Below are 14,396 nucleotides of genomic sequence, written 5' to 3' on the forward strand. Positions count from 1 at the left end.
TAGCGCGTTGGACTGAGCTGTTATCATCCGTAGCAACTCTCTCGTACGGATCGTTCCATGTCCACTCGCGAAATCCGCATTGCCACCCGCAAAAGTGCCCTTGCCCTCTGGCAGGCTGAATATGTCAAAGCCCGTCTAGAGGAAGCCCATCCCGGCCTGCTGGTGACGCTGGTGCCAATGGTCAGCCGCGGTGACAAGCTGCTTGACTCACCGCTGTCGAAGATTGGCGGCAAGGGCCTGTTCGTCAAGGAACTGGAAACTGCACTGCTTGAGCGCGAAGCCGACATTGCGGTGCACTCGATGAAAGACGTGCCCATGGACTTCCCCGAAGGTCTGGGCCTGTATTGCATCTGCGAGCGCGAAGACCCGCGCGACGCGTTTGTTTCCAACACCTTCCCAAACCTCGAAAGCCTGCCGGCGGGCAGCGTGGTCGGTACCTCCAGCCTGCGCCGTCAGGCACAGTTGCTGGCGCGTCGCCCCGACCTGCAAATCCGCTTCCTGCGGGGCAACGTCAATACCCGCCTGGCCAAGCTCGATGCGGGTGAGTACGACGCGATCATCCTGGCGGCTGCCGGCTTGATCCGCCTCGGCTTTGAAGACCGTATCAGCTCTACCATCAGTGTCGATGACAGCCTGCCCGCCGGCGGCCAAGGTGCCGTGGGGATCGAATGCCGCAGTGCCGACAGTGAAATCCATGCGTTGCTGGCGCCGCTGCACCATCGCGACACCGCCGACCGTGTCAGCGCCGAGCGGGCGTTGAACAAGCACCTCAACGGCGGTTGTCAGGTACCGATTGCCTGTTATGCCGTGCTTGAAGGTGATCAGCTATGGCTGCGCGGCCTGGTAGGTCAACCCAGCGGTGGCACGTTGCTCAACGCCGAAGCGCGTGCGCCACGCGCCGATGCCGAGGCGCTGGGTGTTCGGGTCGCCGAAGACCTGCTCAAGCAGGGGGCCGGTGAGATCCTCAAGGCTGTTTATGGCGAGGCCGGTCACCCGTGAGCAGCTGGCGTCTGCTGCTTACGCGGCCGGCCGAAGATGGTGCAGCGCTGGCGCAAACGCTAGCGCAGAGCGGCGTCTTCAGCAGCAGTTTGCCTTTGCTGGAAATCGAGCCACTGGCGCTTGATGCCGCGCAGCGCAGCACGGTGGCCCACCTGGATCGCTACTGTGCGGTTATCGTCGTGAGCAAACCGGCGGCGCGCCTGGGCTTGGCGCAGCTTGATCACTACTGGCCGCAACCGCCGCAGCAAGCCTGGTTCACGGTCGGCGCTGCTTCGGCGCAGATTCTGGAAGCGCATGGCCGGGAGGTGCATTACCCCCGCACTGGCGATGACAGCGAGGCACTTTTGCAGTTGCCCGCCTTGCATGAGGCGATTAACCGGCCCGATGCGCGTGTATTGATCATGCGCGGTGAGGGCGGGCGTGAGTTGTTGGCCGAGCGTTTGGCCGAACAAGGTGCTAGTGTCGACTACCTCGAATTGTACCGACGTTGCCTGCCTGTCTACCCGCCGTCGACATTGCAGCGGCGTGTCGAGGAAGAGCGTTTGAATGGCCTGGTGGTCAGCAGCGGCCAAGGGTTTGAACATTTGCAGCAATTGGCCGGCGAGGACTGGCCGCAGTTGGCGCGGTTGCCTATTTTTGTGCCGAGCCCTCGGGTGGCAGCCCAGGCCCGTGCAGCCGGTGCCCTGAATGTAATAGATTGTCGCGGTGCCAATGCCGCGGCCTTGCTGGCGGCGTTGCGGGAAACTCCTGCACCTGCCCTCTAAGGCGCTAAGCTGATTGGCGACGTGCCTCAATGCAAAGGATGGATACGTGAGCGAAACTGTCTTGCCCAACGATGAAGTGCAGTCGGCGCCCGAGGCGCCAGAACAAACGCCTGCCGCAGCGGCAAAGCGCGGCGGTAATGGTTTGGCGATTCTCGCGCTGTTGCTGGGTGCCGCGGGTGTAGCCGTGGGGGGCTGGGGCGTATGGCAAGTACGTCAGCTTCAAGGCGCCGATCAGGCCCAGGGCGAACACTTGCAAGCGCTGAACACCTTGGCCGAGGCTCTGCAAACACGTGAGCAGCAGCTTTCGGCGCAGCTTGCCGGCCTGCCACCGGCCGCCGAGCTGGAAGACCGTCGCCGCCTGGTCGCGCAGTTGCAGGGCGACCAGCAACGCTTGAGTCAGCGCCTGGAAAGTGTGTTGGGGGCGAGCCGCAAAGACTGGCGGCTGGCAGAGGCCGAGCACCTGTTGCGTCTGGCCAGCCTGCGTTTGTCGGCGCTGCAGGACATTGCCAGTGCCCGCGCCCTGGTTCAGGGTGCTGATGACATTCTGCGTGAGCAAAGCGACCCGGGCGCTTTCGCCGCCCGCGAGCAGTTGGCCAATAGCCTGGCCGCACTGCACAGCGTAGAGCAGCCAGACCGCACGGGGTTGTTCCTGCAATTGGCCGCTCTGCGTGATCAAGTGGTGCAGTTGAGCGCACTGGCCCCAGACTTCCAGGTCAAGGCTGAAGGCGATTCAGCCTTGATCGCCGATGGTGATGGCGCAAGCCGTTGGTCGCAGTGGTGGGACAAGATTTCCCGCTACATTCGCATCGATTTCAATGCCGATGAAAACATCCGGCCATTGTTGGCCGGGCAGGCGCTGAATCAGGTTCGTCTGGCCTTGAGCCTGACGCTTGAGCAAGCCCAGTGGGCTGCGCTCAATGGCGAGCCGAAAGTGTATGCCCAGGCGCTGGCAGAAGCGCGCAGCGTGCTGCTGGCCAACTTCAACCCTGACCATGCACAAAGCCGGATCATGCTTGAGCGTTTGCAGGCCTTGGCTGACGCGCCGGTATCGGTTGTCACGCCGGATCTGGCGCAAAGCCTGAGTGCGGTTCAGGCGTATATCGAGCGTCGTCATCTGCCTGCCGAAGAAGTGCCAGCCGGCAAGGCAACTGAGGAGGCGCGCCCATGAAGCGTGTCTACCTGTTGACGGTCGTGGCGATTGCGGTGGCCGCGCTGGTAGGTATCGGCATGGCACACCACAGTGGCTACGTGTTGATTTCCTACGGCAACTTCTTCCGCTATGAGTCCAGTGTGTGGGCAACGCTGGCGGTGTTGCTTGGGATGTGGCTGCTTTTTTTGCTTGTTCGCTACCTGCTCAGTGTGGTGTTCGTCTCGGGTGGGGTGGTCAACCCATGGTCTCGGCGCAACCGCGACCGGCGTACTCGCCTGGCCATCGAACAGGGCCAACTGGATCTGGCCGAAGGCCGTTGGGCCAGCGCCCAGCGCAACCTGCACCGTGCCGCCGAAGCTGAGCGTCAGCCCTTGCTCTACTACCTCGGTGCTGCCCGTGCTGCCAACGAACTTGGCCGTACCGAAGACTGCGACAACCTGCTGGAGCGTGCCCTGGAGCGTCAGCCCCAGGCCGAACTGGCCATCGCCCTGAGTCATGCCCAGTTGCAAACCGACCGTGGCGACCTCGATGGAGCGTTGGAGACCCTGCAAGCCATGCATGATCGCCATCCGCACAGTGTTCAGGTGCTGCGCCAGTTGCAACGCCTGCATCGACAGCGCGGCGACTGGTCTGCTTTGATCCGTTTGTTTCCGGCCTTGCGCAAGGAAAAAGCCCTGCCGGCTGCCGAGCTGAGCGAGTTGGAGCAGCGCGCCTGGGGTGAGAACCTGTCACTGGCAGCCCGCCGTGAAAACGACGACCAGACCGGGCTTCAATCATTGGCGCGTGCCTGGGAACAGTTGACCTCGGCGCAGCGCCAGGAGCCGCAACTGGTGCTGGCCTACGCCGAGCAACTGCGCCAGTTGGGTGCCGAGGCTCAGGCTGAAAAGGCGTTGCGTACAGCGCTCAAGCGTCAGTACGAGAGCCACCTCGCCCGTCTTTATGGGCTGGTCCGGGGTGAAGATCCCGTACGTCAGTTGCAGACAGCCGAAGGCTGGTTGAAGCTGCACCCCGATGACCCAAGCCTGTTGTTGACCCTCGGTCGTCTGTGCCTGCAAAACCGCCTGTGGGGCAAGGCACGTGACTACCTGGAAAGCAGCCTGAACCTGCAGCGTAACCCCGAGACCTGTGCCGAGCTGGCGCGTTTGCTGGCGGGGTTGGGTGATACCGAGCGCAGCAATCAGTTGTTTCAGGAAGGCTTGGTGCTGCTGGACGAGCGTCTGCTGGCGCTACCCTTGCCTGAGGGTGTTCGCAGCTAGCAACACTGTGTGCAGGCCCGCCTGGCACGGCGGGTCTGTACGACTGGGTAATTGTTCCTACAGCGTGTGGTTTATTGTGCCTTCGGCGGCCTCTCGTCAGTCCCTTCTGGTTTGCCGTACTTTCTGCTTTTTGTTGGCGAAGAGTCCCGAAGGGCTCGTATTGAAAGGGGTTGTGGCTTTCCTCTACCGTTGATGCCCCTTCATTCCGCTCTTGGAATTCTTCATGCCGTTGGTTCGTTTGCGCTCCTTGTTCCTCCTGGCCTTTGTGGCATCGCTGGCCATATTGGGGGGGACGTTCTACCTGGAGTTAGGTCTCGGCCTGGTGCCGTGTCCCTTGTGCCTGAGCCAGCGCATCCTGCTGTCGTTGTTCGCCATTGTCTGTCTGGGCGCGTTACTGCAGCGACCACGACTGCGCGGGCTGTGTCGCTACGCTGCTGTGGCCTTGGTGTGTGCCGTGCTCGGGGTCTTGCTGGCGGCCCGGCATATCTGGCTGCAAAGTGCTTCATTCGTGCCTGAAATGGAGTGTCATCCGCCCTTGGGCTACCTGGTCTACACACGGTCCTGGAGTCAGGTGCTGGAGGCCATGCTGCTGGGGAGCCCGGACTGCGTGCGAATCAGTTGGACCTTCATGGACCTGAGTGTTCCTGAATGGAGCCTGCTGGCGTTCATGGTCTTGACGCTTTTTACCCTGACCGTGACGTTTGTTGGCCTGCGTATACGGATGGCCCGTAGGCGAATGGCACGCCTCTGACCCCTTGGCAGCATGCTCGGCAGTATCGCAAGTCGCTGATTCGATTGACCTGGAACAGCTTTGTAGATGAGCGGCGCTACGTCGCAGGATTAAACACTTGTATGAACTTTGTCGCCTGCGTACCTTGAAGGCATGGGCGCACGGGAATAATCTCCCCAGCACGCAGACAAAAAAACTACGCTATGCCGGTTTGCTGCTTTCAACCGGTCACAACAATGCGTGACGCGGTGTAGTGCAGCACGACCCTGAAGGGAAGAGATCGCCATGCTCGATAGTTGTCAGAATGCTCAGGAACGCTGGGGTGGGGTTCATCGGCTGATTGACCGCTGGCTGCAGGAGCGGGCGGAACTGGTGGAAGCCTTCCGTAAGCTGCGCGATGCAAAGCCGGCCTTCGCCGACAAGGACATGAATCGGGATTTCTGTGCGGTGCTGGTTGACTATGTGTCGGCCTGGCACTTCGAGGTGCAGGAGCAACTGGTCAGCGAGGCCAAGGCTTTTGGTGATAACCGCAGCCTGGAGTTGGCCGAACAGATCAGCCCGCGTATCGACGACATTACCCAGATTGCCCTTGCCTTTAACGATCACTGCGACAAAGGCAACTGCAACGACCCCGAGCGTTTCGCCAAGAAACTCCAGGAACTGGGCGGCCTGTTGCATGAGCGTTTTGAGCTGGAAGACTGCCTGATCGAGGTGCTGCACAACGCGCACAAGGAAGAGGGCGCGGTTCAGGCCTGAACCGTCAATTTGCCACGCCGAGCAGTTCAATCTCGAACGTCAGAGGCGTGTACGGCGCAATCAAGTCCCCTGCACCTTCAGCGCCATATGCGAGCGCTGAAGGAATGACCAGCCGCCATTTTGAGCCTGTCGCCATCTGCGGCAAGCTCACCTGCCATCCTTCAATCACGCTGTTCAGGCTGAACCACTGCGGTTGTTCGCTTCGGTCGAAGACCGTACCGTCTGGAAGTGTGCCGACATAGCGAACCTGAAACTTGCCGCCGCTGCTGGGCTTGGCCCCAGTGCCTGCTACCAGCTCGCTGACCAGGACACCTTCCGGCAACTCTCGTACGCCGGCCCTGGCACGTTCAGTGGCCATGAAGCGGCGTTCAACACCGAGTAGCTGTTCGCTCTGCGCCTGTGCTGCGGCGTCGTTGGCCTGGGCATCGTGCTGGCTGAGCAGTGCCTCCATGCGCGTTTTACTCAGGGCCAGTGGCTTGTTCTGATAGGCCTGTTGCAGGCCGTCGATCAATGCCTTGAGCTGCAGGTCCGGGACCTCTTCGCGTAGCCGTTCTCCGAGGCTGGCGCCCAGGCTGTAAGCAAGGTCATGAGCGTCGTTGGCATTGCCATCTGCCTGCGCCATGGCCGGTGACAGCAAGACAAGAAACGGCAGTAGAAAGTAGCGCGGCATGGCAAGGGTCCAGGTTTCGGAGAAGCACAATTATGCCAGCCTGAAGGTATTGTCCAAGGCTTTATCGGCAGTGTTTCCAGCAGCATCTACACTTGCCTCCAGCGGCAACGATACGCACTTTGCCCAGGCATGCAACGCGGCGCATCCATTACGGTCAACATGCCCTAGCGGCGATAGCAGCAGAAGACTAGTATGAGCCGCAACTACATCAGCCAGGAGGTAAGCCATGTCGGCCAATAAGAAGCCAGTAAGTACGCCGTTACACCTGCTCCATCAACTCTCCAGCAGCCTGCTTGAGCATTTGGAAAACGCCTGCTCGCAAGCGCTGGCTGATGCAGAAAAACTGTTGGCCAAGTTGGAAAAACAACGTGGCAAGGCACAGGAAAAACTTCATAAAGCCCGCCTCAAACTTCAGGACGCTGCCACTGCAGGCAAGGCCAAGGCACAGAACAAGGCCAAGAATGCCGTAGCGGAGCTTGAGGAGTTGCTCGATGCATTGAAGGAGCGTCAGGCACAAACCCGCACCTATATCCTTGAGCTCAAGCGCGATGCTCAGGAAAGCCTGAAGCTTGCCCAGGGCGTGGGCAAAGTAAAAGAGGCTGCCAGCAAAGTCCTGACCCTGCGTAGCGACAAGGCAGCGGTTACCGCTACCGCCGCCAGCAAACCGACCACTGCCAAAGCAGTTGCCAAACCGGCTGCAACCAAAGCGCCGGCCAAACCTGCGACCGTCAAGGCACCTGCCCGAGCTGCAGCCAAGCCAGCCACAGCGGCGAAGGCCCCGGCCAAACCTGCCGCTAAAACTGCTGCTGCCAAGCCTGCTGCGGTCAAAGCCCCCGCTCGCGCTGCTGCCAAACCAGCCGCTGCTGCCAAGGCGCCTGCTCGCGCTGCTGCCAAGCCTGCCGCTGCTGCCAAGCCGGCTGCTAAACCTGCCGCCGCCAAGGCGCCAGTCAAGGCCGCTGCCAAACCAGCTGCCGCTGCGAAAGCCCCAGCCAAGCCTGTCGCTGCCAAGCCTGCAAGTCCGGCCACGCCAGCACCAGCCGCCGCTGCACAACCGGCTGCACCTGCAAGCCCGGTAGTCCCTGCTGCTCAGTCGCCGTCGACCGCGTCTTGAGTGCTTGCTGCCGCGACGCGTAGCTTCTGCAACGCGTCGCGGTACGCCTTAACGCCATCCGGCGACAGTCGTTCCAGCCAATCCGACTCAGTCACTTCTGCGACTGGCCACGCCAGCGAGGCCGCTTGCAGGCGCTCTAGCAGCTCGCGTTCAGCGGCCAACTCCAGTGCCTTGAGTTGTTCGCGCAGGCGAGCCTGCGCTGGGTCCAGGCTTGCTGCTTCGCGCCATTGCTGGCGCAGTGAGCGTAGTGGCGTCACCACCTGGCGGTGCCAGGGTTCGGCCAACTGTTGCAACTGTGCCACGCGGGAGGCATCGGGCTTTACACCACGGGCTTCCAGCCAGGTAGCACAGAGCAGCAGGCAGACATTCCCCCCCTGGTCCTGCAGGCTCAGGCAGGCCGCTTCCACCCCCGGACGGGTATAGAGGCTCACGGCAAAATTCCACAGGTCGGTGTACATGGTCCCACTCGCGCCAGTTGGCGGCGAAGCTGGTAGACTTCGCGGCCATTATGATCAGACTATCGAACCTCACTTTACAGCGTGGTCCACAGCGCCTGCTAGAAGGCGCTGAGCTCACCCTGCACCCCGGCCAGAAAGCCGGCCTGATCGGCGCCAATGGTGCCGGTAAATCCAGCCTGTTCGCATTGCTGCGCGGTGAGCTGACGCCCGACGCCGGTAACTGTCAGCTGCCGGGCGATTGGCGCATCGCGCACATGCGTCAGGAGGTCGATACCCTCGAGCGCCTGGCCGTGGACTATGTGCTCGATGGGGATGAGCGCCTGCGCACCATCCAGCGCGATCTGGAGGCAGCGGAGTCGGCTCACGACGGTACTGCTGTGGCCCGCCTGCATATCGAACTCGACAGTGCCGACGGTTACACGGCTGATGCCCGTGCCCGCAAGTTGCTGGCGGGCCTTGGCTTCAGCAATGAGCAGATGGAACGCCGGGTAGGTGACTTCTCCGGTGGCTGGCGGATGCGCCTGAACCTGGCGCAGGCGCTGATGTGCCCGTCCGATCTGTTGCTGCTCGACGAACCGACCAACCACCTTGACCTGGATGCGATCCTTTGGCTGGAAGACTGGCTCAAGGGTTACCCCGGCACCTTGCTGTTGATCTCCCACGACCGCGATTTCCTTGATGCGGTGGTCGACCATGTGGCCCATGTCGAGCAGTGCAAACTGACCCTCTACCGGGGTGGTTACAGCGCGTTCGAGCGTGCCCGTGCCGAACGCCTGGCGCAGCAACAGCAGGCCTATGAGAAGCAACAGGCCCAACGTGCGCACATGGAGAAGTACATCGCCCGGTTCAAGGCACAGGCCACCAAGGCCCGTCAGGCACAAAGCCGGATCAAGGCCCTGGAGCGGATGGAGGAGTTGTCGGCGGCCCATGTCGACTCGCCGTTCGACTTCACCTTCCGCGAATCAGAGAAAATCTCCAGCCCCTTGCTCGACCTTTCTGAAACGCGGCTGGGCTATGGCGATAAAACCATTCTGGAGAAGGTCAAGCTGCAGTTGGCGCCAGGCGCGCGCATCGGCTTGCTTGGCCCTAACGGTGCGGGCAAGTCGACCCTGATCAAGAACCTCGCAGGCGAGCTTGAGCCGCTGGCTGGACGCCTGGTGCGCGGTGAGAACCTGGTGGTGGGCTACTTCGCCCAGCACCAACTCGACTCGCTGGACAGCAAAGCCAGCCCATTGCTGCACCTGCAACGCCTGGCACCGACCGAGCGTGAGCAGACCTTGCGCGACTTCCTGGGTGGTTTCGACTTCCGTGGTGGTCGACTCGACGAGCCGGTACTGAATTTCTCCGGTGGCGAGAAAGCCCGCTTGGCGCTGGCGTTGATTGCCTGGGAGCGGCCGAACCTCCTGCTGCTCGACGAACCGACCAACCATTTGGACCTGGAAATGCGCCTGGCGTTGACCATGGCGTTGCAGGAGTTCAGCGGTGCAGTGTTGGTGGTATCCCACGACCGTCACCTGCTCAAGAGCACCACCGACGAGTTCCTGCTGGTGGCCGACGGCAAGGTCGACACCTTCGATGGAGACCTGGACGACTACACCCGCTGGCTGGCGGAGTACCGTCAGCGTAATGCCCCGGTCAGCAGTGCACCGGCCAACGCCGACAAGACCGACAAGAAAGCCCAGCGTCAGGCGGCGGCAGCCCTGCGTCAGCAGTTGGCGCCGCACAAGCGCGAAGCGGAAAAGCTTGAGCGTGAGCTTGGCACCGTGCATGAGCAGTTGGCGAAAGTCGAAGCCAGCCTCGGCGACAGTGCCCTTTACGAAGCTGCCCGCAAGGATGAGTTGCGTGAGCTGCTGGCCCGCCAGGCCCAGCTCAAGGGCCGTGAGGCCGAGCTGGAGGAGGCCTGGATGGAGGCGCTGGAAGTGCTGGAGACCATGCAGGCGGAGCTGGAGGCACTGTCGTGATGGCGGCGTTGCGACAGTTGCTGCCGGTGGAGTGGATCGAGCCCTTGTGGCTCGGTTTGCAGATCCTGCTGATCCTGGTCGCGGCCTTTTTCCTGCAGCGTGTGGTCGCACGCTGTTTGAGCCGGCTGGCGCAACGCTACCCGTTGCCGCCAGAGTTGATAATGCCGCTGCGCGGTGGCCTGCGCTGGCTGATCATGGGCAGCGCACTGATTGTCGTGCTGGAGCGTCTGGGGGTGTCGGCCACCGTGCTCTGGACCGCACTGTCGGGGTTTGTCGCCGTCGCAGCGGTCGCGTTCGTTGCCATGTGGAGTGTGCTGTCCAACCTGCTCTGCGCGGTGCTGATCTTCACCGTTGGGCCGTTCCGTCTGGGTGATGTGGTCGAGCTGGTGGACACCACTGACAAGCCGGGTGTCAAAGGCCGTGTCATTGCCATCAACCTGTTGTTTACCACGCTGGTCGAGCTGCCCGAGACTGGCGGTGCACTGGTGCAGGTGCCCAACAGCCAGTTCTTCCAGAAGTCGGTACGGCGTTGGCGCGGCGCTGATGCGCTACCGCTGGTGGGCGAGGACGCGCCGAAGAGCAACTGATCGGCGGTCAAAAAAACCGTGGCGTTTTTTCCAGCGGCGCATTAGCGTTGGGCTTTGTACTAGAGTCCCCGCTGAGGTGTGTCATGTCGCTGGAAACATGGTTGGCGTTCTTTGTTGCATGTTGGGTGATTAGCCTGTCTCCGGGCGCTGGCGCCATTGCCTCGATGTCCTGTGGCCTGCAGTATGGCTTCTGGCGGGGCTACTGGAATGCGCTGGGCCTGCAATTGGGGTTGATCATGCAGATTGCGATCATCGCCGCGGGCGTGGGGGCGGTGCTGGCGGCATCCGCCACGGCCTTCCAGTTCATCAAGTGGTTCGGGGTCTGCTACCTGGTCTACCTGGCCGTCAAACAATGGCGTGCATTGCCCGCCGACCTCAGTGACAACGCCGCCGTGCGGCCGATTGGCAAGCCACTGAGCCTGGTGTTCCGCGGCTTTCTGGTGAACATCAGCAACCCCAAGGCGCTGGTCTTCATGCTGGCGGTACTGCCACAGTTCATCAACCCGCACCTGGACCTGCTGCCGCAGTACCTGATCATCACGGCCACCATGGTGGCGGTCGACCTGCTGGTCATGGCGGGTTACACCGGCTTGGCGGCACGGGTACTGCGCTTGCTGCGTACTCCGAAGCAGCAGCGGCGCATGAACCGTACCTTTGCCGGGTTGTTCGTGGGCGCTGCTGCGCTGCTGGCGACCCTGCGTCGGGCGACGGTCTGAGTTCCGGGCGCCAACTGCCCCGGTAGAAACAAGAAAGGCGACCCCAGGGTCGCCTTTCTTGTTGTTTAGCGCAGGATCTGCGCCGGTTCGTCCGGCGGCAGGTTGTTGCGCATCGGGCGCCGCTCGTGTTCCGGCATTGCCTGGCCAAGCTGCTCGCTCAGTTGCCGAGCCCACATCCATGCCCAGCTCCTTGGAGACTTCACGGACCACACGCGGCCGGTTCAGGGTGACGCGCACATCGTCACCATTGACCAGCTTGGTGTCCTGGCCTTCGCCCATGGCGGTAAACGCCGAGGTAATTTCGAAGGTTTTGGTGTTGATCAGGCTGAAGTCGGCGACCAGGGTCAGGCCGAGCACTGCGGAGTAGCTGTCAGTGCGGTCCAGCGAGGTGATATCACGCTGGAAGTCGATGTCCGACAAGGTGCCGAACAGCACATAGTCAGCACCCTTGAAATTACCGTTCTTGATCCGTTTGATGACGTCGTAGACGTCTTCCTTGGCCTTGGCGGTATAGGGTGTGCCTTGTACCAGCTGAAACATTCCGGTCTTGAGAATCTCACCCTTGATGTCACCGCTGAACTTGCGCAGTTCGGTCTGCTCGACGTAGCTCTGGCTGCTCTCGTACTCGTTGTAGCTCGACGAGCTGTTGGCCGAGTACATGCTTGCGTTGGAGCTCTGTTGCGCGGAAACGGTGTGGATGTATTCCTCCACACGTTCCTGATAGGCGAGGTCGGTGACCGCGACTTTAGGAGCCGCGTGTGCGCTGAACGCACACGCCAGGCCGAGGCTTGCAATCCATGCACGCATTGCTTAGCGCTCCGTGGTCTTACGGATTTCTTTTTCGTCCATCCATTCGGCCAGACCGCTTTCGACGTCGATCAATTGCAGGCTGAACTTGTAGAAGACGTCCTTGTAGTCGCTGCTGCGTTTGACGATCGAGCTGATCGAGCCTTCCAGGCGGTACTTGGCCGCGATCATGTTGCCGGTCTTGGCCACGGTGTTTTTCTTGTACAGACCGCTCTGGTTCTGCAGTTTCAGTTGGTCGACCTGGCTTTGCATCTGGGTGTTGTCGCTGGCGAAGCGCGCAGTGCCGGACTTCATCAGCTGGGTCTTGATCGACGTGGTGATTTCGCGGGTATCAATGTACTCGCTGGTCTTGTTCTTCACATCGTAGACCTGCACGACAGGGCGGCCTTGAAGGATGCCGGACTGGGCCAGCGACCGGGTCATGCTCTCGGCGATCATTTGCAGGTCAGTGGAGCCGAACTCGTTGGTGACCAGTTCGACGGCCTTGCTGTCACCGTAGCCAATGTTCTTGCCACCCAGAACAGGGGAGTTGTTGGCGCAACCGCTGGCCAGGGCGACGACAACGGCGAGGATCGAAAAACGTGCGAACATAAAATGGATCTCCTGAAAATCGAATTACTGCGACTGGACTTCGAGACGGAAGTCGGTGGCTTGTGGCACGGGCGCGATGGCCGGCAGAATGCTGGATTGCGACCCGTACAGGGTCAGGGTTTTCCAGCCTTCTTCGTCGGCTACAGGGAATCCATCGTTACCCAGCCAGGCAAAGCGGTAGAACATCGCCTTGTTGCTGCTACTGGTGTTGTTCAGTGACACCTTGACGGTGAGAAAGCCGTTCTCGCGGGCAACCCGCATCTGGCCGACCTCAATGTTTTTCAACTTGCCCATCACCACGACTTTACTGGCGGCGCTGCCAGGTGCTGGCGGCGGGGTCGCGCAGCCGGCCAGCAGGGCAACGGTGGTCAAGGCTGCGAGGAGTTTGATTCGCATTGCGCTTCCTTTGGGTTACTTGATGCTGGCGACAGCCTGGGCAGTGGTGTTCGGGATGACTTGGGTAGCAGGGCCGCCGGCGTAGACCTGGCTGCCGACCACGCGCAGGGTCACAACCTGATAGGGCCGCTCGATTTTGACCTTGACCTGTGTGCCGCCCAGGTTCGAAGGCAGGCTCAGGGTATGCTCGCCCTGGCTCATGCGTACGCGGACCACTTGGGTGTCGTCTGGCAGGGTGCGCCAGGTGCGGGTGTCGGCACCTTCGACGACAGCCGAGGCGATGCCGACGGCCAGGCCGGCCAGCGGGTTGGTGTCGTTGAGCTGCTTCTGGGCGACGCCGCGGCTGATCGCACGCACGCTGGTGCGCAGGATGATACCGGGCATGTCATCGCGCAGGGCGCGGCGAGACATGGCGGTGGTGCTGTTCAGGGCCGTCAGCTCAAGGGTGTTGCGGTCCAGCCCGATCTGCGAAAACCGCGGCGTGGAAGTGTCTTCCTTGATGATCGGGAAGGAGAGCGGGGTGATCACCAGATTACCGCTGATGGGCAGTGGCAACGGCACGCGAATCGAGTCACGGGCTGGCGCCAGACCGCTTTGCACCACGATCAGCACGTCGCTGTCGCTGTTTTTGGCCGCAGGTTTGTCCAGGTCGAGAAGAGCCTGCTCCAACAGTGGGGTGTTCGGGCGCAATTCGGCAGCCTTGCGGTAGCCTGGCGCAGCCAGGCCGCGTTCGCCCAGGGCCTCATAGACGTAACCGGACAGGTAGTGGCTGAAGGCACTCTGGTAGCTGTTTTTCAAACCGACCACTTCTGGCGCGTCGAGCGCAGCAACCGGGTAACCCTGCAGGTCTTTGTACTCGGTCTTAATACCTTCTTTCTCGGCTTCCTCTTCGCGCTTGAGGTATTCCTTGTCGCGCAGTTCGGCAATGACCGCTTCACGCTCGTGGGTCTTCTTGATTTCGGTACGGGCAGCATCGAAGTCATTCAGGGCCAGCAGGTTCAGCGCCATCTGGGTGCTGAGCATGACTTTTTCGTAGTCGTAGCCTTCATAACGGCGCACCTTGTCATTGACCAGGTAGCTGCCGAACTGGGCCAGGTACTTGCCGGTGTCCAGCTTTACCGACTCTTCCCATTTGAACACGACATTGTCGGCCTGGTGCCACGCCTGTTGGCTGGCCGCCAGATCGCCCTTGGAGCGCAGCAGTTCGCCTTTCTCGAAGTAGTAGAGCAGGTCCTTGTCTTCGCCTTTATTGTTTTTTTCCAACAAAGCGAGGGCCGCATCGACGTTGCCACTGCTCAAGTGTTGGTTGGTTTGTTGGAGTTCACTGTCGTAGTTGCGAAAAACCGCGCAACCAGTGAGTTGGACGATCGCACAGAGTGATGCGACGGTAAGGACACGGGATGCCATCTGAAACCTTCTTCCCTGATCAATGAAGAGCCACAAC

The 14,396-nt window shown here is 61.3% G+C and carries 15 protein-coding genes and 1 pseudogene; 10 read left to right on the forward strand and 6 right to left on the reverse strand.

Annotation, left to right across the window (positions count from 1 at the left end; translation table 11 throughout):
- The first annotated feature begins 57 nt into the window (after positions 1-57).
- The 6 genes from hemC to rsd all read left to right on the forward strand — a co-directional run bounded on the left by hemC (position 58) and on the right by rsd (position 5,655).
- Positions 58-999 (forward strand): hydroxymethylbilane synthase, encoded by a 942-nt coding sequence (gene hemC / locus ACZ9H3_RS16405; RefSeq protein WP_065758041.1) that lies wholly within the window; start codon positions 58-60, stop codon positions 997-999.
- Positions 996-1,763 carry a uroporphyrinogen-III synthase gene (locus ACZ9H3_RS16410; protein ID WP_102053242.1) on the forward strand — a complete coding sequence of 256 codons (768 nt, stop codon included), beginning with the start codon at positions 996-998 and terminating at the stop codon, positions 1,761-1,763. The genes hemC and ACZ9H3_RS16410 overlap by 4 nt, the downstream gene beginning before the upstream one ends.
- 46 nt (positions 1,764-1,809) lie before the next feature.
- Entirely contained in the window at positions 1,810-2,931 is a 1,122-nt protein-coding gene (locus ACZ9H3_RS16415) for a uroporphyrinogen-III C-methyltransferase (RefSeq protein ID WP_099773285.1), read from the forward strand.
- Complete coding sequence (locus tag ACZ9H3_RS16420) at positions 2,928-4,169, forward strand: heme biosynthesis HemY N-terminal domain-containing protein (protein WP_476221545.1); 1,242 nt, start codon at positions 2,928-2,930, stop codon at positions 4,167-4,169. The genes ACZ9H3_RS16415 and ACZ9H3_RS16420 overlap by 4 nt, the downstream gene beginning before the upstream one ends.
- Before the next feature lie 223 nt (positions 4,170-4,392).
- Positions 4,393-4,920, forward strand: a complete 528-nt coding sequence (locus ACZ9H3_RS16425) for a disulfide bond formation protein B (RefSeq protein WP_099773287.1) — start codon at positions 4,393-4,395, stop codon at positions 4,918-4,920.
- Between the two features lie 264 nt (positions 4,921-5,184).
- Positions 5,185-5,655, forward strand: coding sequence for a sigma D regulator (rsd, locus tag ACZ9H3_RS16430; protein ID WP_454240505.1), 471 nt, complete (start codon positions 5,185-5,187; stop codon positions 5,653-5,655).
- Between the two features lie 4 nt (positions 5,656-5,659).
- Here rsd and ACZ9H3_RS16435 read toward each other — a convergent pair whose 3' ends face one another.
- Positions 5,660-6,325, reverse strand: coding sequence for an FKBP-type peptidyl-prolyl cis-trans isomerase (locus tag ACZ9H3_RS16435; protein ID WP_476221548.1), 666 nt, complete (start codon positions 6,323-6,325; stop codon positions 5,660-5,662).
- 226 nt (positions 6,326-6,551) lie between these two features.
- Here ACZ9H3_RS16435 and ACZ9H3_RS16440 point away from each other — a divergent pair, with 226 nt between their 5' ends.
- Entirely contained in the window at positions 6,552-7,436 is an 885-nt protein-coding gene (locus ACZ9H3_RS16440) for an AlgP family protein (protein WP_476221550.1), read from the forward strand.
- Here ACZ9H3_RS16440 and ACZ9H3_RS16445 read toward each other — a convergent pair.
- Positions 7,412-7,894, reverse strand: a complete 483-nt coding sequence (locus ACZ9H3_RS16445; protein ID WP_476221552.1) for a TIGR02444 family protein — start codon at positions 7,892-7,894, stop codon at positions 7,412-7,414. The genes ACZ9H3_RS16440 and ACZ9H3_RS16445 overlap by 25 nt on opposite strands.
- 50 nt (positions 7,895-7,944) lie before the next feature.
- Between ACZ9H3_RS16445 and ACZ9H3_RS16450 the strand changes: the two genes are divergently transcribed.
- From ACZ9H3_RS16450 to ACZ9H3_RS16460, 3 genes are all read left to right on the forward strand, one after another.
- Complete coding sequence (locus ACZ9H3_RS16450; RefSeq protein WP_476221554.1) at positions 7,945-9,855, forward strand: ATP-binding cassette domain-containing protein; 1,911 nt, start codon at positions 7,945-7,947, stop codon at positions 9,853-9,855.
- Complete coding sequence (locus tag ACZ9H3_RS16455) at positions 9,855-10,442, forward strand: mechanosensitive ion channel domain-containing protein (RefSeq protein ID WP_476221555.1); 588 nt, start codon at positions 9,855-9,857, stop codon at positions 10,440-10,442. The genes ACZ9H3_RS16450 and ACZ9H3_RS16455 overlap by 1 nt, the downstream gene beginning before the upstream one ends.
- An 83-nt stretch (positions 10,443-10,525) precedes the next feature.
- On the forward strand, positions 10,526-11,158 hold the full coding sequence (locus ACZ9H3_RS16460; RefSeq protein WP_099773292.1) for a LysE family transporter: 633 nt from the start codon (positions 10,526-10,528) through the stop codon (positions 11,156-11,158).
- A 65-nt stretch (positions 11,159-11,223) separates the two neighbouring features.
- Here the strand turns inward: ACZ9H3_RS16460 and ACZ9H3_RS16465 are convergent.
- The 4 genes and pseudogenes from ACZ9H3_RS16465 to ACZ9H3_RS16480 all read right to left on the reverse strand — a co-directional run bounded on the left by ACZ9H3_RS16465 (position 11,224) and on the right by ACZ9H3_RS16480 (position 14,359).
- A pseudogene (locus ACZ9H3_RS16465) lies at positions 11,224-11,965 on the reverse strand (penicillin-binding protein activator LpoB).
- A 3-nt stretch (positions 11,966-11,968) separates the two neighbouring features.
- Entirely contained in the window at positions 11,969-12,556 is a 588-nt protein-coding gene (gene lpoB / locus ACZ9H3_RS16470; protein ID WP_065758029.1) for a penicillin-binding protein activator LpoB, read from the reverse strand.
- A 24-nt stretch (positions 12,557-12,580) separates the two neighbouring features.
- A complete protein-coding gene (locus ACZ9H3_RS16475) occupies positions 12,581-12,952 on the reverse strand; it encodes a YcfL family putative periplasmic lipoprotein (protein WP_476221558.1) in 372 nt (123 codons plus the stop codon).
- 15 nt (positions 12,953-12,967) lie between these two features.
- The gene (locus tag ACZ9H3_RS16480; protein ID WP_454240510.1) at positions 12,968-14,359 is read right to left on the reverse strand and encodes a COG3014 family protein; all 1,392 of its coding nucleotides are present in this window, start codon (positions 14,357-14,359) and stop codon (positions 12,968-12,970) included.
- Between the last annotated feature and the right edge of the window lie 37 nt (positions 14,360-14,396).

The organism is Pseudomonas sp. TE3910, from assembly GCF_056279025.1.